The sequence below is a fragment of the Candidatus Njordibacter sp. Uisw_058 genome (assembly GCF_047730065.1).
Taxonomy (GTDB): domain Bacteria; phylum Pseudomonadota; class Gammaproteobacteria; order Pseudomonadales; family Balneatricaceae; genus Njordibacter.
In genome coordinates this window covers 1500849-1521220 of record NZ_CP159829.1, presented here as the reverse complement: position 1 = coordinate 1521220, position 20372 = coordinate 1500849, and the positions used below count along the sequence as shown (strand labels likewise).

Annotated in this window: 16 protein-coding genes and 4 tRNA genes; 15 read left to right on the top strand and 5 right to left on the bottom strand. The window is 43.5% G+C overall.

Going from position 1 to position 20372, the window contains the following annotated elements; all coding sequences use genetic code 11:
• Positions 1-126: 126 nt before the first annotated feature.
• A complete protein-coding gene (gene pdxR, locus ABXT59_RS07105; RefSeq protein ID WP_443635104.1) occupies positions 127-1605 on the bottom strand; it encodes a MocR-like pyridoxine biosynthesis transcription factor PdxR in 1479 nt (492 codons plus the stop codon).
• Positions 1606-1841: 236 nt separating this feature from the next.
• Here pdxR and ABXT59_RS07100 point away from each other — a divergent pair, with 236 nt between their 5' ends.
• The 8 genes from ABXT59_RS07100 to ABXT59_RS07065 all read left to right on the top strand — a co-directional run bounded on the left by ABXT59_RS07100 (position 1842) and on the right by ABXT59_RS07065 (position 10413).
• Positions 1842-3224 carry an aminotransferase family protein gene (locus tag ABXT59_RS07100; RefSeq protein ID WP_443635102.1) on the top strand — a complete coding sequence of 461 codons (1383 nt, stop codon included), beginning with the start codon at positions 1842-1844 and terminating at the stop codon, positions 3222-3224.
• Between the two features lie 287 nt (positions 3225-3511).
• Positions 3512-3901: a TIGR01244 family sulfur transferase gene (locus ABXT59_RS07095; protein ID WP_443635100.1), complete on the top strand. Its 390-nt coding sequence runs from the start codon at positions 3512-3514 to the stop codon at positions 3899-3901.
• Positions 3902-4018: 117 nt separating this feature from the next.
• Entirely contained in the window at positions 4019-4351 is a 333-nt protein-coding gene (locus tag ABXT59_RS07090; RefSeq protein ID WP_443635098.1) for a hypothetical protein, read from the top strand.
• Between the two features lie 340 nt (positions 4352-4691).
• On the top strand, positions 4692-4868 hold the full coding sequence (locus tag ABXT59_RS07085) for a hypothetical protein (protein ID WP_443635096.1): 177 nt from the start codon (positions 4692-4694) through the stop codon (positions 4866-4868).
• A gap of 200 nt (positions 4869-5068) precedes the next feature.
• Positions 5069-7993 carry a molybdopterin oxidoreductase family protein gene (locus ABXT59_RS07080; RefSeq protein WP_443635095.1) on the top strand — a complete coding sequence of 975 codons (2925 nt, stop codon included), beginning with the start codon at positions 5069-5071 and terminating at the stop codon, positions 7991-7993.
• Positions 7990-8676 (top strand): 4Fe-4S dicluster domain-containing protein, encoded by a 687-nt coding sequence (locus ABXT59_RS07075; protein ID WP_443635094.1) that lies wholly within the window; start codon positions 7990-7992, stop codon positions 8674-8676. Before ABXT59_RS07080 ends, ABXT59_RS07075 begins: the two co-directional genes overlap by 4 nt.
• Before the next feature lie 27 nt (positions 8677-8703).
• Positions 8704-9633: a dimethyl sulfoxide reductase anchor subunit family protein gene (locus ABXT59_RS07070; protein WP_443635092.1), complete on the top strand. Its 930-nt coding sequence runs from the start codon at positions 8704-8706 to the stop codon at positions 9631-9633.
• Positions 9634-10413: a sulfite exporter TauE/SafE family protein gene (locus ABXT59_RS07065; RefSeq protein ID WP_443635091.1), complete on the top strand. Its 780-nt coding sequence runs from the start codon at positions 9634-9636 to the stop codon at positions 10411-10413. It begins immediately after the preceding gene.
• A gap of 146 nt (positions 10414-10559) precedes the next feature.
• Here the strand turns inward: ABXT59_RS07065 and ABXT59_RS07060 are convergent, their stop codons facing one another.
• Positions 10560-11273: a UDP-2,3-diacylglucosamine diphosphatase gene (locus ABXT59_RS07060; protein ID WP_443635089.1), complete on the bottom strand. Its 714-nt coding sequence runs from the start codon at positions 11271-11273 to the stop codon at positions 10560-10562.
• Positions 11274-11278: 5 nt separating this feature from the next.
• Positions 11279-11782 carry a peptidylprolyl isomerase gene (locus ABXT59_RS07055; protein WP_443635088.1) on the bottom strand — a complete coding sequence of 168 codons (504 nt, stop codon included), beginning with the start codon at positions 11780-11782 and terminating at the stop codon, positions 11279-11281.
• A gap of 179 nt (positions 11783-11961) precedes the next feature.
• On the opposite strand from ABXT59_RS07055, the gene ABXT59_RS07050 reads away from it, so the two are divergent.
• The 7 genes from ABXT59_RS07050 to ABXT59_RS07020 all read left to right on the top strand — a co-directional run bounded on the left by ABXT59_RS07050 (position 11962) and on the right by ABXT59_RS07020 (position 16895).
• Positions 11962-13644, top strand: a complete 1683-nt coding sequence (locus ABXT59_RS07050) for a glutamine--tRNA ligase/YqeY domain fusion protein (protein ID WP_443635087.1) — start codon at positions 11962-11964, stop codon at positions 13642-13644.
• Between the two features lie 14 nt (positions 13645-13658).
• Entirely contained in the window at positions 13659-15044 is a 1386-nt protein-coding gene (gene cysS, locus ABXT59_RS07045) for a cysteine--tRNA ligase (protein ID WP_443635085.1), read from the top strand.
• A gap of 136 nt (positions 15045-15180) precedes the next feature.
• Positions 15181-15257 (top strand) — tRNA-Pro (locus ABXT59_RS07040).
• A 19-nt stretch (positions 15258-15276) separates the two neighbouring features.
• Positions 15277-15353: transfer RNA gene (locus tag ABXT59_RS07035), tRNA-Arg, on the top strand.
• 38 nt (positions 15354-15391) lie between these two features.
• A tRNA-His gene (locus tag ABXT59_RS07030) sits at positions 15392-15467 on the top strand.
• Positions 15468-15521: 54 nt separating this feature from the next.
• A tRNA-Leu gene (locus ABXT59_RS07025) sits at positions 15522-15606 on the top strand.
• Positions 15607-16712: 1106 nt separating this feature from the next.
• Complete coding sequence (locus ABXT59_RS07020; protein ID WP_443635083.1) at positions 16713-16895, top strand: hypothetical protein; 183 nt, start codon at positions 16713-16715, stop codon at positions 16893-16895.
• Between the two features lie 507 nt (positions 16896-17402).
• On the opposite strand, the gene ABXT59_RS07015 is transcribed toward ABXT59_RS07020, so the two are convergent.
• Both ABXT59_RS07015 and ABXT59_RS07010 read right to left on the bottom strand, forming a co-directional pair.
• Complete coding sequence (locus tag ABXT59_RS07015) at positions 17403-18140, bottom strand: class II aldolase/adducin family protein (RefSeq protein WP_443635081.1); 738 nt, start codon at positions 18138-18140, stop codon at positions 17403-17405.
• A gap of 487 nt (positions 18141-18627) precedes the next feature.
• A complete protein-coding gene (locus tag ABXT59_RS07010; protein ID WP_443635079.1) occupies positions 18628-20157 on the bottom strand; it encodes an FAD-binding domain-containing protein in 1530 nt (509 codons plus the stop codon).
• Positions 20158-20372 lie beyond the last annotated feature (215 nt).

Sequence of the window (20372 nt, the reverse complement as noted above, 5' to 3'; positions counted from 1 at the left end):
ATAGCTTAATCATTCCTCATATCTATGTGCTTTTCAGATATCTCGCTTTGGCGAGCCTGCATGGAAATTTAAGAGAAGGCTTTGGCTTACGTCTGTGAGGTTAGATGGCATGTTAATAAATTGAACTTAATTATTCACTAACTCATGCATAATGTGGGACAATTTTTCAATACCAGGTTCAATTAACTTTGGGTTGATGGATGAGTAACCCAAGCGGAAGTAATTCTTAGGAGAATCCGCATCTAAAAAGTGTATGTCACCTGATTCAATCAAAATGCCATGTTCTGCAGCTTTAGCCCTGAGTTCACGTGCATCCAAACCCGTGGGACCTTTGACCCAATAACATGAGCCCCCAAAAGTAGGCTGCTCTGCAAGGCCTGGCATATGCTTTTGGAGGGCATCAGCCATGATTTTGTGGCGTTCTTGGTATGCCTTGACTAAAGTCGCAGACAAGGAATCGTAATACCCTCTAGCAATAAAGAGTCCAATGCTGCGTTGATTGTTGGCAGGCGGATGGCGCAGCATCAAGCGTCGTAATGAGCGAGCTTCAGCAATTAACTCTTTATTGGCTACCAAGTAACCAATCCGCAGACCCGGAGCGAGGGTTTTAGAAAAGCTGCCAATATAAATGACTCGGTCATGCTTATCTAAACTCTTTAAAGCTGGTGATGGTGCGTGGTGAAAATTAGCTTCACACTCATAATCATCTTCAATAATTAAAAAGTCTTCTTGGCTGGCCATTTCTAATAACTTATGCCGCCGGTCTAATGGCATGGTCACGGTCGTAGGATAATGATGGCTTGGGGTAACAAATACACAGTCACATTCGGCAAGGCCCTCGTCTACAATTAAGCCACCTTCGTCAACGGGCAGGGCTTTGAGTTTAGATGGGTTAAGACTTGCGATATTGCGCATATCTACAAAGCCCGGATCTTCAAGACCCATGATGGTGTTTTTATCAAGTAACAGTTGCGCCAACATGTATAAGCCTTGTTGACAGCCTATGGTAATTAAAATTTCCTCAGGCTTGGCCCATACTCCTCGACGCGGCAGCACACGGGTATGAATTTGTTCGATTAACATGGGATCGTCAGCGACAAAATGATCGGCCGCCCAACTGCGAATGGCAGGCACGCTCACATTATCTCGGCAACACTCGCGCCAGTGGTTGGTGGGGAATAGATCTGGGTCAAACTGACCATAAATGAAAGGATATTGAAAATTTTGCCAATCGTTGGGTTTGGTAATATTTTCTTGTTTAGTTGGGTGAAGTTTGAATCGACCTTGCCAGTCTGGTTTTGTGCCTGAGGTGTGGCGCTCGTCTGATACAGATTCTAGTTGAACACTATGATCTAGGATATTTGGGTTAACAAAATAACCACTGCGTTCACGCGCAATAAGATAACCGTCATCTAACAAATGCTCGTAGGCGAGCACCACGGTATTGCGGGCAACATTAAGCTGTTTAGCCAATTTTCTGCTCGAAGGCAGAGGTGAATCTAAAGGAATGTGATGATCTAAAATAGCCTTGGCAATCTGCTGACGCAGTTGTTGTTGTAGGCTAGCTTTTAATCCAGCATCTAAAATAAACAATGGGTGGCTCATAGGTCGAATCTTTATCCTATTAATTGTGCCAATTCTAAGGTGTGTAGGGGTAAAATAGCTAATGTTTTCTGTGAAAAGCTGTATTATTGGGTCTTTGGTATCACCCATTACTTTTAACTGGTTCTAGGACGTTGCTTTACTTTACCATTAAGCTTTGGTACCAATAGGTAGGTCCCCCTAATTAGTTGCTGTGGCCTTGGCATATATAGGCCTTTTTAGAGTTGGAGCGTTAGATCATGAAATACGACATAAGTACTTACGATACAAAGGATGCCATAGCTGATGACCGCAATCATCTTTGGCACCACATAAGCCAGCACAAAGTTTTAGAAGAAAAAGATCCTTTAATGATTGTTGAAGGCAAAGGCATGCGGGTATGGGATGCCAATGGCAAAGAACACCTTGACGCAGTTTCTGGCGCTGTGTGGACTGTAAATGTAGGCTATGGGCGCGAGTCTATTGCTAACGCCGTTCGTGATCAATTAGTTAAGCTGAATTACTTTGCCAATAGTGCTGGAACTTTACCTGGAGCTTTGTTTGCTAAACATTTGATAGACAAGATGCCAGGCATGAACCGAGTGTATTATTCAAACTCTGGTTCAGAAGCTAATGAAAAAGCCTACAAAATCGTACGTCAAATTGCAGTTAAAAAATATGGTGGTAAAAAACACAAGATTCTTTACCGTGATCGTGATTACCATGGCACCACTATCACTACTTTAAGTTCAAGCGGTCAACAAGAACGTAAAGCCCAGTATGGGCCATTTACCCCAGGATTTGTTGAGTTTCCCCATTGTTCAGCTTATCACGCAGAAAATGGCGCTGATGAAGATTATGGTATTCAAGCTGCACGGGCTATGGAAGACGTCATTTTGCGCGAAGGCGCGGACACAGTGGGAGCCGTAGTAGTGGAGCCTATTACTGCAGGTGGCGGTGTTATTGTGCCACCTGAAGGTTATTTTCAAGAAATCCGCCGTATTTGTGACAAGTACGATATATTGTTACACATGGACGAAGTAGTTTGTGGACTTGGCCGGACAGGAACTTGGTTTGGTTATCAGCATTTTAATATCGTGCCTGACATAGTCACTATGGCTAAAGGTGTGGCCAGTGGCTATGCCGCTATTTCTTGTACTGTGACCACAGAAGCTGTGTTTGATCTGTTCAAGAGTAATTCTGAAGATCCATTGGACTACTTCCGTGACATTTCTACCTTTGGTGGCTGTACTGCAGGTCCTGCCGCTGCCTTAGAAAATATGCGTATTATTGAAGAAGAAAATCTTTTAGAGAATGTTGTGGTCATGGGAGACTACTTGAGCCAGCGCTTGCAAGATCTCAAAGACAAGCACCCTATTATTGGAGATGTGCGTGGTAAGGGACTATTTCAAGGCATTGAATTAGTCAAAGACCGAGCTACTAGAGAGCCAGTACACGAAAGTGTAGCGATGGCGATTGCAGCCGACTGCATGACTAATGGCGTAATCATTGGCCGAACTAACCGCAGCTTTACTAAGCATAATAATACCTTATGCTTAAGCCCAGCACTCATTGCTACACAAGCTGATTTGGATGAAATTGTAGATGCGATCGATGCCGCCATAACGCGCACCACTGCCTAGCAAACCCAGTAATGGTTTAAGTTCAAACAAGGCCCAAGCCCTCCTCGGAAGATGTGAGGTCTTGGGCTTTTTATTGGATGTAATGTTTGGAATACATTGATTTTTAGTGCTCTATCGCCTGTTTACGGTTCGGCCGCTCATTAGTAATGCGGGAATGAGACACTGATGTAAACATTATTTAGTGTGTATCTGCTAAACTTAAGCGCATGTTTAGCTCATTAAACTGCAGGTTTCAGTTGTAATGAGTGTTAACCAATCATATCGCCAACTACAGGGAATAATAAGCCATGGATATTACCAAAGTAACTGCTACTTTTGCAGTCGCACCGCAAGTGTTAGAGACGGATATGCCAGTTATTAAAGCGCAGGGCATTACCACTATTATAAATAACCGCCCTGATGGCGAGGATGGGCATCCATCGAGTCATGCACAACTGCAAAGTGCTGCTGAGGCATTAGGTCTGAAGTACTACTTTATTCCATTTGTAGGTATGAACTTTCCCCCCCAGACTTTGGCACAGATGGCTGCTGCTCTTGAACACTCTTCAGGTAAGGTCTTAGCCTTTTGTCGCACTGGTAATCGCTCAATTAATGCGTGGGCTAAGGCTAACGAGGCCGCCAATACGGGGCTAGACACTGTTAAATTAGTAGCCAGCACCGGTTTTAAATTAGTGTAACTCTAACACTTTTGTATATAGCTAAAAGTTTAAAACATAGTGTTCAAAATTATATAGAAATGACTTTAATTGGTGATATAGTGAAGATTCATAAAAATAATAAAGCACTAAAATCAAATGAAACTGTATGTAAATGAAAACCGAACTAAATGGGCGGGCACCCAAGCGGATGCCAAGAAAGAACTTGGCCAATATGAAGTATGGGAAGTGCCGACTGACAAGAAGGGGTTGTTAAAGTTTTTAAACAACTTTGATAACAGTCCATCAAGCACTGCTGATCCTTACCATGAGGATTATGTCGCTGAGCAAGCCAACAAAGAGTTCTCAATTTTAGATAAGCACACTCGCGATGAGCAAGACTATGTTTCATGTGAATTGCTATTTAATAGGAACGATAGGCATTTAACTGAAGGTGAATCTGGTTGGGATCGCCCCGACAAGGATGACTGATCCTTAGCCGATGCCAAAAGTCGACTAACCGGCGCTGATGCTAGAGGCCTGATTGCCTATGTCACAGTCCCCCCAGCGCCCTAGTGCGTCAGTATCGTAGGTTAAATAAAGCCTGTTAGTTCTTATGAGTCCTGTTTGGGAGCTGTTATTTTTAGTTTCTTCAATTGATAGTTTTTATAACTATCTGCCTCATCCACCTCTCTATATTCCTAAAAGTAATTAAAATTATCTTCTATATACTATTAATTTCTTCATGACTGATGTTATGATGGAATTAATGGTGCCAAAAGTTATTTTTAATTGGGTCCAGTAAATTATTTTATCTTGAAAGGATACTTTGATGCCTAGACCTAATAGTCAACTAAACTTGGAGTTCTTCCCCGAAATTTTAGCGCCCTGTGACCTAACTAAGCCTACTACTGACGCCAGTAAGGTAAAAAGTTTATGCTTGGTTTGTGAACCAGAAGCACCTATCTATGCAGAGACTACACCTATTTTTGTGGGGTTAGCGGGTTAGTTAAATGCTTTGAAATAGTGTTAATAATGCCTTTTAGGATTGCCCCTGGCAGTCTTTTCTTTGCCCTTAATAATGCCCCAAATCTGTTGTCTTGAGAAGTTTTTGAAAGGGTGGCCCTATGGCTAAATAAAGGTTGGCTGTTGGTAAAAAGCGTTACATCCTATAAGCTTACGCTACCAGAATTATCTTTATACGTTACTATGACACAAAGCCAAGACCTGCCGCAGTTTGAAGATCACTCGAAACAAGAACACCGTTACACTACCTGTTATATGTGCGCCTGTAGATGTGGTATTAAGGTGACCATAGAAGACGAAAAAATACGTTTTGTACAAGGTAACCCTGACCATCCTGTTAATAAAGGGGTGCTTTGCGCAAAAGGCAATTCAGCCATTATGAAGCAGCTGTCGCCTGCCAAACTCACTCAACCCTTGATGCGTAAGCCCGGAACTGAAAGGGGTGCAGGAGAGTTTGAACCTATTTCATGGGATGCTGCACTAGACATACTCACTGCCCGCTTAGCTAACATTCGAGCGACAGACCCTAAAAAATTGGCTTACTTTACCGGTCGAGATCAAATGCAGGCCCTCACTGGGCTTTGGGCTAGCCAATTTGGCACCATTAATTGGGCAGCCCACGGGGGTTTCTGTTCCGTTAACATGGCAGCGGCGGGTCTATACACCATGGGCCATTCGTTCTGGGAATTTGGCGATCCTGATTGGGAAAATACCAAATACTTTATGATGTGGGGTGTGGCCGAAGATCATGCATCTAACCCGATTAAACTAGGGCTTAAGAGGATTAAAGAACGGGGCGCCAAGTTTGTGGCTGTTAATCCAGTTCGGACAGGCTATCAAGCCATTGCCGACGAATGGATAGCTATCACACCTGGTAGTGATGCAATGTTTGCCTTATCAATGATGCAAGTGCTGCTTAGAGAAGGTCTGATCGATGATGAGTTCCTAATTCGATATACCAATGGGCCGCAACTTGTCATCAACAACCCTGGTCAACAGGGTGATGGCTTATTGTTAAGGGATGCCGAAGGTAACCCACAAATATGGGATCAACATACCAACTCTCTGCAATCGGCTCTTAGCCCTGATGTTGCTCCGGCCCTAATTGGAGAGTACGAAGCGTCTTGTGGCACTCCTGTGCGGACCGCTTTCAGTATCCTAATGGAAAAGTACATGGCGCCTGAATATGCGCCAGAAGCAGCTGCAAAGATCTGTGGAGTTGATGCGGGCACTATTGAACGTATTGCCCTAGAAATGGCCCATGTAGCGTTTAAAGAAACCATTACTATTGACACAGAGTGGACCGATTGGGCAGGACGCACACAAACTCAATTTATTGGCAGGCCTGTTTCTATGCATGCCATGCGTGGTATTTCTGCGCACTCTAATGGGTTTCAAACGTGCAGAGCAATTCACTTATTACAGGTTGTCTTGGGCACTATAGATTGTCCTGGTGGCCACTTGGCTAAGCCTCCATTCCCCAAGCATATCGTGCCACCCATTAAACCTGCCAAAGGTAATGCTCCTAATACGCCTTTAGAATCAGCTCCATTAGGTTTTCCAACTCAACCAGAAGACTTGGTGATTGATGAAAATGGTAAACCAAGGCGTATTGATAAAGCCTATTCTTGGGATGCGCCTATTGCTAACCATGGTTTGATGCACATGGTGATCAGTAACGCGGTAGCGGGAGACCCCTACCGCATAGATACTTTGATGTTGTTTATGGCCAATATGGCGTGGAACTCAAGCATGAATACTGCTCAGACCATGGACATGCTAAGGGCTAAAGATGACGCAGGAGAATACAAAATACCCTTTATTGTGACCTGTGATGCATTTCATTCTGAAACTGTTAATTTTTCTGACCTAGTATTACCAGACACCACCTTCCTAGAACGCTATGACACGATCTCCATGTTGGATCGTCCTATTTCTGAAGTTGATGCCGCCTGTGATTCGATCCGTCAGCCAATTTTGGCGCTAGATCGTGATGTTCGCAGTTGGCAAGAAGTAATGGTGGACTTAGCTGGGCGCCTGAAATTCCCAGCCTTCACAAACGATGAAGGTCAACCCAAGTTCAAGGGCTATGAAGATTTTATCATTAACTTTGAGCGCGCCCCTGGCATTGGTTTCTTAGCGGGGTGGCGGGGTAAAAACGGTGATAAATCATTACGTGGTGAACCTAATCCTAATCAATGGAAGGCCTACATAGATAACCAATGTTTCTTTAAGTTTGAGCTGAAGCCAAATCAAAGGTACATGCGCCACGCCAACAAAGATTATATGGAATTAGCTAAGGAAGCGGGTTGGGTGGGCAGTACGGATCAGATCGTCATTGAAATTTATTCTGAAACCCTGCAAAAGTTCCGGTTGGCAGGACAAGGGCTATATGATGGTCCACAACCCACAGAAGAACGGCATAAAGAGCGCTTAAAGACTTATTTTGACCCTCTACCGTTCTACTATGCGCCTTTAGAGCAGCAACGAACAGACGCAGAAGAATACCCTTTTTATGCCGTTAATCAGCGCCCTATGTTTATGTATCACTCATGGGACTCGCAAAACTCTTGGTTGCGTCAAATCATGTCTCAAAATTACCTCTACATGCACCGTAGTAAGGGTGAAGCACTGGGTATCAAAGACTTTGGCTGGGCTTGGGTAGAGTCGCATAATGGTCGTATCCGAGCTCAAGTTAAACTTATGGAAGGGGTTAACCCAGAAACAGTTTGGACCTGGAACGCTATTGCCAAACAACAAGGCACTTGGGGTCTAAGTGATGACGCCAACGAATCTCAACAAGGCTTTTTGATGAATCACTTGATCAATGAACTATTACCTGGGGAAACTGAAGCTGGCGGTCATCGAATGACCAACTCTGACCCAGTCACGGGTCAGGCGGCTTGGTATGATTTAAGAGTCAAGATCACCCCTGTGGGAGCTGATGAGACAGACTTAGCCGAGCAAAATCTGACATGGCCACGTTTTGATAAGGTTAAACCTTTACCCAGTTTTACTCCTGCAAGCAAGATGAGCAGCTATAGCACTCATCCCAATATTAATATTAGCCGTGGTTGGCGTGACATTTTTAGCCGAGGTGACAAATGAAACTAGGTTTAGTCGTTGATTTAGACACATGTGTTGGCTGTCATGCGTGTGCGACAGCTTGTAAACAGTGGAATACCTCAGGCACGATTGGTCCTTTGAGCGATGAGCGACCCCATGGCAAAGACCCTAGTGGTAGTTGGCTCAACCGTATCCACTCCTATGAGGTTGGAGATAGTCCCCATAGTAAAACGGTGAATATCCCCATGTCTTGTATGCATTGTGAGACTGCTGATTGTGTGACGGTGTGTCCAACGGGTGCGTCTTACAAACGAGAAGAAGATGGCATCGTGCTGATTGATCAAGATAAGTGTATGGGCTGCAATCTTTGCTCTTGGGCCTGCCCTTATGGAGCTCGTGAGTTAGATCCTAATTCTGGCACCATGAAAAAATGCACTTTGTGTGTTGATCGAATTTATGATGAACAATTACCTGAGGCTGAGCGTCAGCCAGCATGCGTATTAACCTGCCCAACATCGTCTCGTGTATTTGGTGATTTTGATGATCCGGATTCAGAAGTTTCAAGGTTGACTAGAGAACGTGCTGGCCAACAACTTATGCCAGAATTAGGTTACAACCCTGTCAATACTTATCTGCCACCTAGAATTCCTAAGCAGCAAGATAGTATTGCGGTGTCACCAATGCAGGGTGTTAGGCAATTAGTCAATCGCATCATTAACCGTTAATTATTGCTTCAATTTTAGGTATTTATTATGCATCCAGCTTTTTCAGTTCTTATCTTTACCGTGACATCTGGTGCTGGCTATGGATTGTTAGCATGGCTTGGAGCGGGACAGTTGTTGGGTTTTACTCAAACACTTACCGTTAACCAACAAATTATTATTGGTCTCATGGCTATGGTGCTTGTCAGTATTGGTTTGGTGTCTTCAACTATGCACTTGGCTAACCCTAAGAATGCGTGGCGATCGTTTAGCCGCTTTCGCACTTCATGGTTATCGCGTGAAGCAGTATTTGCCATTTTGCTTTATCCAGTTGCAGGTCTTTATGCCGTGGCTATATTTTGGCAATGGTCGGGTATTAACATTCTAGCTGGGCTGAGTATGATTCTGGCACTAGTCACATTGTTTACAACGAGTATGATTTACGCCAGCTTAAAGACCATCCGTCAGTGGAACACGCCCATGGTTCCTGCGTTGTTTATGGCCTATGCCCTAATTAGTGGTGGTTTGTTATTTTTGGCTGTAGACGCCTTCTTTGGAACCTTGAAACCTCAACTACAAGCCGTTGTGATGGGGTTAGTTGTTATTACCTTAGCCCTCAAGCTGGTATATTTTTTCTGGCAGGGTAAACCACAAGGAGCCACTATTCAAACAGCCACTGGGTTTTCTCAAGCCAGCGTTCGGTTATTAGATGCAGGTCATAGCGCGCCCACTTTCTTAAACCGTGAATTTGGTTACCAAGTCGCTGCAGACCAACTTCTTCGTTTGCGTATTATCATGACCTTAGTCACCTTTATTGTTCCATTAGCCCTTGTTTACTGCGTATTTGGTGGTTTGGTTAGGGCAGAACTGCTTGGTTTAGCTTGGTTAATTATGATGGCTGGCTTGTTATTAGAGCGTTGGTTGTTTTTTGCTGAAGCACGGCATGTTGTGCGCCTCTATCAGGGCGAACAGCGTACTTAAATGGCTAGTGTGAACCTTGACTGGTTTGACTTAACACTGACTTCCTTCGAACTGGCATATGTTTTTGGCATCGTTTTACTTGCAGGCGTTGTCAGAGGCTTAGCGGGTTTTGGTTTTTCTGCCTTATGCTTTTTTGCCTTAGCGCCTGTATTGAGCGCGCAGATTATTGTGCCTCTTATGTTTGTATTGGAGATGTTAGCTAGCTTGCATCTATTGCCAAAGGTGTGGCGCAACATCCCTTGGTTGTGGGTCACCATACTATTTATGGGGGTTATTATAGGGACGCCTTTGGGCGTGTTTGCCTTGCAATACTGGCAACCAGAGATAGTGCGTGGTTTGGCGGGTGGTGGCGTTTTAATTGCCTGTTTGGCTTTATGGCGTGATTGGCAGTTCAAAGGGACTGAATCTTTAATTTGGCTAGTGCTTGTTGGCTTTATTGCTGGTTTTTTGAATGGCCTAGCAAGTATTGGTGGCTTAGTAGTAGCTGTGTATATGCTATCTTCAAATATGTCTATGACCGCCATGCGTGCTGGCCTAATTTTGTTCTTCTTTTTTACTGATGCCTACGGTTTGTCTTGGTTACAGGGGCAGGGCTTAATCTCATCAAGTTTACCTAGCCTGCTAGTGATCATGGTGCCTGCGATGTTAGTGGGTAATCAAATGGGAGCCAGTCTATTTAACCACATGGACCTCATGTTAATTCGCAAGCTAACCCTAGCGTTGCTGTCGTTACTTGCCACCATCGCCTTGTTTAGTGCCTTGTTTAGCGCCTTAACTTAAATGTAGGTATATACATAGCTTCGGTTAAGACTGAAAGCTATACAAAACTAGGTTGGATAATAAAGAGGTTGTAGAAATTTGGAATAGATCCAGACACTCGCTTAATTGGTGCCAAGCTTCGTCAAAATTTAAATTAGTCATTCAAATCAAATAGATTCTCTAATTAAGTGCCAATTTTCATCCTTTGGCCAACTTAAATAATCAAAGTGCCCACCCCAATCCCCTAACACAATACGGTCGCCTTGGTCTAAGTGGTGAACTTTTGGTCTATGTGTATGGCCATGAACAAGCAAGTTAACTTGGTGTTGATGCATGATTTGTTCAACAGTCCCAGAGTTAACATCCATGATGTCGTCTGATTTGATGGCTGTCATGGCTTGGCTTTGTTGGCGGTATTCTGCAGCTTGCTGCATGCGCACAGCAGGGGCCTGAGCGAGGAACCCAGTTTGCCAACTAGAACTGCGCACCAGGCCGCGAAACTGTTGGTAGTCTTTGTCATCGGTGCACAGAGTATCACCGTGCATGAGTAAAACAGGTTGACCATCAAAGGTTACTATACTGGGGTCTGGTAATATGGTAATACCGCTGGCTAGACTGAAGTCTTGGCCTATTAAGAAGTCCCGATTACCCGCCATAAAATAGACTTTAGTACCACTCTCGGTCAGTTGCTTGAGACAAGCGATCACGTCCGCATAGGTAACTATACCCACATCATCGCCAATCCAAGTTTCAAAAAGGTCGCCTAATATATACAGTTCATCATTAGCATTCACTCGTTGCTGACAAAAATCGATCAGGGCTCGGCTATGTTCTGGCCGAGCCGGATGCAGATGCAAATCGGCAATGAATAGGCGACGCACTTTTGTTAGTCTTCAATCATAGTTGCTGAGTCAATGACCACAGGGTCTGCAGGCACATCTTGGTGACCAGATTTAGAAGTGGTGGCCACTTTCTTAATGGTATTAACGACGTCCATACCTTCAACTACTTTACCAAATACTGCGTAGCCCCAGCCTTGTGAGTCTTTGCCCGTGTGGTTAAGGAAGGCATTGTCGCCCACGTTAATAAAAAACTGAGCAGAAGCCGAATGTGGGTCCATGGTGCGTGCCATAGCTAACGTACCTTCATCGTTTTTAAGGCCATTATCAGCCTCGTTTTCAATGTTTGCACGGGTCTCTTTTTGATCCATACTGACGTCAAAACCGCCACCTTGTACCATAAAGCCATCGATAACACGGTGAAAAATAACACCATCATAAAAACCATCACGAACATATTGTTCAAAGTTCGCAGCTGTAATAGGTGCTTTTTCATAGTTTAGTTCAATGGTGATATCACCAAAGTTGGTTTGCATTAATACATTCGACATACAGCGGCCCTAGAAAGTAATTGTTAATAAAAGAAGCCTTATTATGAAGCCGGCAGTTCATAGATGCAATCATTGGCATGGGTTTGGCGCTCAAATTCTAACGAAATTAGCTGGCAAGGCGGGCGCCAAAAGACATATAATTATCGGTTTTTAAGGGCAAACCTCAAGGAGACCCATTCGTGGCTGAAAAAACTGTCGTGCAGGCATCGAATTTTGTTCGAAATATCATCGCTAAAGATGTTAGAAAGGGCAACAATGATGGCCAAGTTGTGACTCGTTTTCCACCAGAACCCAATGGTTATTTACACGTGGGTCACGCAACTTCAATTTGTCTGAATTTTGGCATGGCGCAAGAGTTTGAAGGGCAATGTAATTTACGTTTTGACGACACAAATCCTGAAAAAGAAAGCGACGAATTTATTCAGTCGATTAAACGTGATGTTGAGTGGTTGGGCTTTGAGTGGGGCACAGAAGAATGCTATGCATCCAACTACTTTGATCAACTTCATAGTTTCGCCATCGAGCTGATCAATAAGGGTTTGGCTTACGTGTGTGACTTAAGCCCAGAGCAGGCGCGGGAATACCGAGGCAATCTTACTCAGGTAGGTAAGAATAGCCCTCACCGCGAGCGCAGCATTGAAGAAAACCTAGACTTGTTTGCGCGTATGAAAGCAGGGGAGTTTGCCGATGGTGATCGGGTGCTGCGCGCTAAAATTGATAATACTTCTCCTAATATGAACATGCGCGATCCAATTATCTACCGCATTCGGCATATCGAACACCACCAGACAGGCAATGATTGGTGTATTTATCCAATGTATGACTTTACTCATGGGTTGTCTGACGCACTGGAACAAGTCACCCATTCTATTTGCACCTTAGAATTTGAAGATCATAGGCCCCTCTACGATTGGTTTATTGATCATGTGACCTTGCCAAGTGGCAAACGTCGACCACGGCAATATGAATTTGCACGTTTGGAGCTAAACTACACCATCACCAGTAAGCGTAAGCTTAAACAATTGGTCGATAGTCAAACTGTCACCGCTTGGGATGACCCGCGTATGCCAACGATTTCTGGCATGCGTCGGCGTGGATATACACCAGAATCCTTGCGTAATTTTTGTGCCGCCACACCTGTAGCGCGCAGCAAGGGTATTACTGATTTTAGTCGTTTAGAATCGAGTGTACGAGATGATTTAGATTCAACGGCATCCAGAGCCATGTGTGTGCTAGAACCATTGAAAGTGACTATTTCTAACTGGGCTGAAGGCCATACTGAAAGCTTGACTGTGCCAAAACATCCTAAAGACGAAACCATGGGTGAGCGCCAGTTAGTAATGTCTAAGCAGGTGTTTATTGACCAAGCTGATTTTGCTGAGCAGCCAGAAGGAAAATGGAAGCGCCTAGCACCAGAGCAATCTGTGCGTCTGCGTGGCGGTTATATTATTACTTGTGAGCAAGTGGTTAAGGATGCCAGTGGTGCCATAATTGAGCTAGTGTGCCGTTATGATGTAAATACCTTAGGCAAAAAACCAGAGGGGTATAAGGTTAACGGAGTAGTGCACTGGGTCAGTGCTAGTCATCATCAATTAATTGATGTGCGCTTATATGATCGCCTATTTAATCATGCCAACCCAGACGGTGATAAAGACGTGGACTTTATGGCTTATGTGAACCCAGAAAATTTACGTTTAATCAAAGGCGCAATGGCAGAACCTTCTTTAACATCGGCTGTTGATGGTGAACGGTTTCAGTTCGAGCGTGAAGGCTATTTCTGTGTTGATAAAGACTCGACAGCCGAGCGTTTAGTATTCAACCGCACCGTCACTTTGCGTGACTCTTGGGCTAAAAAGGCCTAACGGAAAAGTTAATTATGTTGCAGCTTCACAATACCTTAAGTAATAGCAAGGTCCCGTTCACCCCTATTGATGAAGGTAAAATCCGTCTTTATGTGTGTGGTATGACCGTCTATGACTATTGCCATATTGGTCATGCCCGGGTCATGGTCTCGTTTGATGTGATTACGCGTTACCTTCGGCATGCTGGCTACCAAGTTGAGTACGTGCGCAACATTACTGACGTTGATGATAAAATTATTAAGCGCGCGGCAGAAAATGGTGAGTCTTGCGAACAGCTCACTCAACGTTTTATTGATGCTATGCATGAGGATGAGTTAGCTTTAAATGTACTACCACCTGATCAAGAACCTCGTGCCACGGGTCATATTCAAGCCATTCGCGATATGGTACAAACACTCATTGAAAAGAAGTATGCCTATGCTGCTAGCAATGGTGATGTGTATTATCGGGTAGAGAAGTTTGATGGCTACGGTAAGCTAACCAACCGCAAACTTGAGGATATGAGAGCTGGGGCGCGAGTTGACATCAACGATGTGAAAGAGAATCCATTTGATTTTGTACTGTGGAAAGCGGCAAAGAAGGATGAAGTGTCTTGGCCATCACCATGGGGAGAAGGTCGCCCTGGATGGCATATAGAATGTTCTGCCATGACCAAGTGTTGTTTAGGCAACCATTTTGATATTCATGGTGGAGGCCCAGATTTGCCTTTTCCTCACCATGAGAACGAAATTGCCCAATCTGAAGCCGCTAATGGCGAAACCTTTGTTAACTATTGGCTGCATGCTGGCGCTGTCCGCGTTAACAAAGAAAAGATGTCAAAGTCTTTGGGAAATTTTTTCACTATCCGAGAGGTATTGGCAAAATTCCCTGCAGAAATTGTGCGTTATTTGCTCACAGCCAGCCATTATCGCAGCCAAATTGATTATGCAGAGGATGCCTTAGTTGAAGCGCAAAGAGCTTTGGATCGTTTATACACTGCCATGGATCAACTTGAGTTGCAGGATGTTTCGCTAGAAGGGCCATACTTAGACCGCTTTAACAGTGCTATGGATGATGATTTTAATACCCGTGAGGCCATTTCAGTATTATTTGAAATGGCACGAGAAGTAAACCGTCTTAAACGTAATACTGATCCCCAAGCGGCCGTGTTAGCCAGTCAGATGCGCGGTTTAGGTAATATCTTAGGTTTATTAGAACTAGATCCTCAAGCCTATTTAAGGGGTGAAGCAGGAGAGGGTGATCTAGCAGATGCTAATGTTGAAGCCTTGGTAGTGCAGCGCCAACAGGCCAAATTAGATCGAAACTTTGCTCTCTCAGATCAAATTCGTGATCAATTAAAAGTGGCGGGTATCGTATTAGAAGATAGCAAAGAAGGCACCGTCTGGAAACGTGAAGTCTAAAATTGAAGTTTATTTTAACGGTTTGGTTTTATTGGAAAAAAACCAAACAATATGCTTGACGAAACGGGGTAGCAGCTTTAATATACGCACCTCTTCAACGGCTTGAGCCCATGGGCACTAGTCTTGTAGAGGATGTCGGGGTATAGCGCAGCCTGGTAGCGCGCCTGCTTTGGGAGCAGGATGTCGGGAGTTCGAATCTCTCTACCCCGACCATTATTTACCGCAGTGACATGCGCCCTTAGCTCAGTTGGATAGAGCAACGGCCTTCTAAGCCGTAGGTCGCGGGTTCGAATCCTGCAGGGCGTGCCAACGTCATCAGGGTAAAGCGTAAATGTAGTGTTGTATTGGTGGGCGTAGCTCAGTTGGTAGAGCCCCGGATTGTGATTCCGGTGGTCGTGGGTTCGAGCCCCATCGTCCACCCCATTACATTGCAACAAAAGAAGTACAATGAACACAGGCCCGGCCTGAGTTGATTAAGCGGACGTGGTGAAATTGGTAGACACGCTGGATTTAGGTTCCAGTGCCGCAAGGTGTGAGAGTTCGAGTCTCTCCGTCCGCACCATTCTAAGCCCTCAGGGCGACTTATCCTGTTGTTATACATACGTTTTCTTAATTAAAGACAAGCGTGGTAGACATTATGGTAGACGTTTTTCCTAAGTACACTTATACCAAATCTGGTACTTATTACTTTTCTAAGACTGTGCCTCGTGATTTAAAGCCTCATTGCACCCGTAATTGAATTATTATTTGTCTCAAGACTAAGTCAGCCAAGAAAGCTGAATTATCGTCTAAATCCCTCTTAAGTAAGCTTGAAAACTATTGGCTTGGTCTGCGGTTAACTCATACTGCTGTCCGCTAGATATATTCATTTCTGGGGTAACACCTGATACTACTGAAGCTCAGTGTGAGGTTTTACAAATATATTAATTGAAAGAGGTTGACCAACGAAGTTCTGGAGAACCTCGTGGTCTAGGGTCTTATTGGACGAACCCTTTGGTTAGCCTAACATTGTCTCTGTGCTATCTCTCATACGATTTATTAAGGCTCCCATTCAGAATTGATATGTTTCAATGAATCCTTCTTATTTCGTTTCACTAGAATAATTATGAGGTAAATAAAAACAAGGGCAAATCCAACTACAGAAGCTATAGTGGTAGTGATAATTAACATCCTCTCAAATGTTGTTGCAGGGGTTAGCGGTAACTAATCTAACAGCAACAGAGTTATCCAATCCAATATTCCTTACCTATGTTTTGTTAGTTATAAACTGATGGTCATGATGCAGGCATCTAAAGCGTCCCTAGGTACACCAAAGGTGGAAGGTGTAATGCAAATAGTGCATCCGCAGCACTGAATAAGTGGGTAAAACAAATTATCACACAACCAGTCTCACTCCATTCATTTCGTCACGCATTAACCGATAGGCTTAGAGCTGTTCAGTGTTCTAGAGATATCATTGATGCTATTGGAGGTTGGACTGTTGGTAGTATCGGTGAGAAATATGGAGAAGGTTATAAGCTAGATGTATTGCATGAATGGATGGTGAAACTTATTATTGATTAGAGGAGGGTGGCGCAACTTAACCCTAGTTATTGTCATTCTTGCTATTGCAATACTATCTTTTTCAACTGACTATATAACAATTTATTATTTACCAAAGGAAAGAAAATGAAGGTCTTGGAAGTTTTAGATGCTGAATTAGTTTTAGTAGATTTAGAGGTTAATTTGGGTAAAAATAAACAAAACAGCCCAACACTTTGTGCTCGATATAAAGGTAAGCTTATTCCGTTGAGCACTCCAGATGGAAGGCCAATTCTCATGAAAGAAGAAAATGCTTTAAATTGGCCATAGAACACCATAGGTGAATCACGGCCAGTGAATGAAAGGCCTACAATTCAATAATTTAAGTGTGCACGATAAGTACTAAAAGGTGACATCTAATATATTAGTAATTTCTAAAATGTTGCGGACGGAGCGTAATGTAAAGTGCTCACTGCTTACTACCAGAACCAATACACCTGAACAGTAAGACTTTTAGACCATACAATAGGCCTTTCAACTGGTCAACAAGGCATTTAATGTATGTAAGTTTTGAATACAGTTTCAGAAACCGCCATATCTGTCTAACTAGTCTCGCTGTCCACCTGAAACACACACTCAAATACCCTTTTGCAGCATCCAACCTAAGCCTCTTAAAACGCCCTGTGGAGTCACTATGAATGATCGATATCGTGGCACTAAAGGAAGTCAAACGTAGCACTGAAGATTCATACACGTGGCGTAGGGTCTCGGGTATCGGCCTTAGATTAATCCTTTAACAAGGTCTTGGTCTTGGTTTGAACTCAGTTTCAAATCAGGTTATTGAACTAAATCAGGGTATTTTTTATGGTACATACGGCGAAGAGCTATAAAGTGCTTTTGGCCTTCTTTTTTGCTCCATTTAATAATATTTTGACCATAATCGTTATCTGTAGACTCTGGAATCACATTGAGTTCTCGCCCTGTATGCATAGCCTTTAATTGAATTTCACAAGCGCGATCCAAGAAATAGAGATCATCGAAAGCATCCCATAGATAGGGTCTAGAGATGATTACACCATGGTTGGCGCACATCAACACATCCTTGGTTTTCAAACTGTCGACGATAATGCCACCAATCGCTGTATCACTCGGATCGCCATACACCCCAAGATAGGCAATACGCTCTACAAAGCGCAGTGCATGTTGGCTGGACATCGTTATAGTTTGATCTTTTAGCAACGTCAGTGCGGTTATATTTGGTTGATGTGAATGCAAGATAGCTCTGGCACGGGGGACTTGTTGATGAATTGCCCCGTGAATATTCAAATTGCTTGGTTCAACTTCGCCAACCCCTGAAATCACATGTCCATCAAAATCTGCTACTAAAAAATCTGAACTTTTAACTTCTGACCAATGTAGACCATATGGAAGTGCCAGAAAATGTTCGGCACTATCTGGCAACATGGCTGTTAAATGGTTTACAACACCTTCATGCCAATAATGGTCTGCCATATAGCGGTGAATTAGGGCTAAATCAAACCGTAACTGATGCTCAGGTGATAAGTCGTCAAACATGTTCCAAGTATCCATCATTTCCCATAAGCAAACTCAATATTTCCCTCAACACTCGATCACGATCCATCAAGAGATTGGGTCGACAATCAGATTATGATACTACTCGGGATCCTATTGAAGATCAAAGAGTCGGAAGCAAACCCTCTAAGGAGAATCATTATGTAACACTAACTGTGACACTGGCGTCATCCAGACAAGCTGTCCTTCTGCTCGTCTAACTAACGTTTTACTTGATTTCCTCTTTCACCTCCAGTATTTTTTTGCGCTGAGATCGCCACTTTTGGCGATGAGCATCATCACAGAATGGATTGATACAGGCTTTGAACTTAAACCTTAACTCGCTCACTCAAGCGGTCATACGGCGTTCTCAAGTGTGCCGTAGCAGGATAGTGAGTGCCGGCAATATCTATTTCCCAAGTTCCCGATGACAGATAATCCCCGTTGATCACCTGGTCAGACTGTAACCAGGCTGCATAAAAAATATGGTTTAAAACAGCGTTAATTGGTTTTCACAGACCACTTTTTTAAGTTTGTTTGTCCTTTGTTTTCTACTTCCTAGTTTATTATAAACAGAATTTGAGATGGCTCTAAAATGGTCACTTTTTCGCACGTTGGTTAGCTTCTCTTTTGCTTCTTTTGCAGTTAATTCATGGTCAACAATGGGGTTGGAGTAAACAGTACCTAATAAAAGTGAGGCATCATCCACTAAGTTTTTACCCCACTTCCAAGGCTCGTGAATAAAAGCATTGGGAAGGTCTTTTAACTCAGGCACCCAGTGTTTTATATAATCACCGTGGGGGTCATGTTCCATTGACTGCTTAATTGGATTGTAGACCCGCATTGAATTTATGCCAGTAACACCCGATTGCATCTGCAACTGACTGTAGTGAATACCAGGGTCGTAATCAGTGAATAGGCCAGCCAAATGATGGCCCACAATGCGCCAGTCTAACCAAAGCTGGTAGCTAGCAAAACTCACAAGCATTGCCCGCATTCGAAAAGTAATCCAACCTTCGGCAATTAAATTTCGCATGCAAGCGTCAATAAATGGGTACCCGGTATGTCCTGAAGCCCATGCTTTGTATTTTAGTTCATCATGCTCGCTCTCACGCAGGCCCTCAAAAGCAGGATGCATGCAGTGAGTTTCAATAGAGGGTTGGTCTTCAATTTTTTGTATAAAGTGACAGCGCCATGCAAGCCTGGAGCTAAATGCGGTTAAATTGCGACCAAATTGCTTTTTTTCTTTTGCATTAAGTTGTTGTTTTCTTTTTTTGGTGGATTGAACAACCTCCCTAACAGATAAACTTCCCCATGCAAGATGCGCCGATAGTCTCGAACAATATGTAGACGATAAGCCTGGCGCAGAAATATGGTAGAGATACTGGCAGGACTGATGGTTTAAAAAACCTCTCAGATTATTAACTGCAGCGAGGCGACCCCCTTGCTGTACTGTGCCGACAAATTGTGTGCCAAACATAGGGTGGTCTTTATCTGGCAAAGGTACTGATGAGTAGTTTACTAAGGGGGGCACACTAGAGGGTTTTGGTGCAATTCTTTGCGCCATACGCTTATTTCGAATAGTTGACCAATCATCACGAGAGCGTAACTTCCTTACGACGCCATTAAGCGGGTATTCATGCAGTGGAATGCCCAGCGAACTGCATAGTTTCTTAACGCTGATATCCCTCTGGTAGGTCCACAGGTTGCCCGTTTCTTCGTGTGCGTATATCGCTTGAATATTATATTCTGAATGCAGTCGAGTGATGACATCATAGACTTCACCGACTTGAATAATAAGCGGTTGTCCCAGCCGTGTTAAAGCCATATTGAGGTCAAATAAACAGTCATAAATGAAGTGCCAATGACGACTAGAACTAAAGTTTTGCTGCCAATACTCAGGTTCCACCACATATAAAGGTAATACCGGTAGCCCTAAATTAGAGGCCTCTAGTAACGGGTTGTGATCATTGATACGGAGATCCCGTTTAAACCAGATAATATTTACTGTTTCTTTCATATTACTTGTCGCTTTTCAAATAGTACAGACTCGCTCTTAAGCCAATCTTGTGGCACCTCAAGAGAGCAGCAAGCAACTCAATGCATAATGAAACAGTGACTCTAAAGGATGTCTAATTCATAGTCAAAGGGCGTAAATTGACTAAAATAATGACTAGGGTATAGAGTTATTACGGTGACATTACTGTGAAACTCTAGCCATCCTAAGTTAAACAT

Excerpts from the sequence above, each read along its gene's own strand:
- ABXT59_RS07010 (WP_443635079.1), bottom strand. The coding sequence starts at position 20,157 with ATGAAAGAAACAGTAAATATTATCTGGTTTAAACGGGATCTCCGTATC.
- ABXT59_RS07075 (WP_443635094.1), top strand. The coding sequence starts at position 7,990 with ATGAAACTAGGTTTAGTCGTTGATTTAGACACATGTGTTGGCTGTCAT.
- ABXT59_RS07070 (WP_443635092.1), top strand. The coding sequence starts at position 8,704 with ATGCATCCAGCTTTTTCAGTTCTTATCTTTACCGTGACATCTGGTGCT.
- ABXT59_RS07090 (WP_443635098.1), top strand. The coding sequence starts at position 4,019 with ATGAAACTGTATGTAAATGAAAACCGAACTAAATGGGCGGGCACCCAA.
- ABXT59_RS07015 (WP_443635081.1), bottom strand. The coding sequence starts at position 18,140 with ATGTTTGACGACTTATCACCTGAGCATCAGTTACGGTTTGATTTAGCC.
- pdxR (WP_443635104.1), bottom strand. The coding sequence starts at position 1,605 with ATGAGCCACCCATTGTTTATTTTAGATGCTGGATTAAAAGCTAGCCTA.
- ABXT59_RS07055 (WP_443635088.1), bottom strand. The coding sequence starts at position 11,782 with ATGTCGAATGTATTAATGCAAACCAACTTTGGTGATATCACCATTGAA.
- ABXT59_RS07080 (WP_443635095.1), top strand. The coding sequence starts at position 5,069 with ATGACACAAAGCCAAGACCTGCCGCAGTTTGAAGATCACTCGAAACAA.
- ABXT59_RS07100 (WP_443635102.1), top strand. The coding sequence starts at position 1,842 with ATGAAATACGACATAAGTACTTACGATACAAAGGATGCCATAGCTGAT.
- ABXT59_RS07085 (WP_443635096.1), top strand. The coding sequence starts at position 4,692 with ATGCCTAGACCTAATAGTCAACTAAACTTGGAGTTCTTCCCCGAAATT.
- ABXT59_RS07020 (WP_443635083.1), top strand. The coding sequence starts at position 16,713 with ATGAAGGTCTTGGAAGTTTTAGATGCTGAATTAGTTTTAGTAGATTTA.
- ABXT59_RS07095 (WP_443635100.1), top strand. The coding sequence starts at position 3,512 with ATGGATATTACCAAAGTAACTGCTACTTTTGCAGTCGCACCGCAAGTG.
- ABXT59_RS07065 (WP_443635091.1), top strand. The coding sequence starts at position 9,634 with ATGGCTAGTGTGAACCTTGACTGGTTTGACTTAACACTGACTTCCTTC.
- cysS (WP_443635085.1), top strand. The coding sequence starts at position 13,659 with ATGTTGCAGCTTCACAATACCTTAAGTAATAGCAAGGTCCCGTTCACC.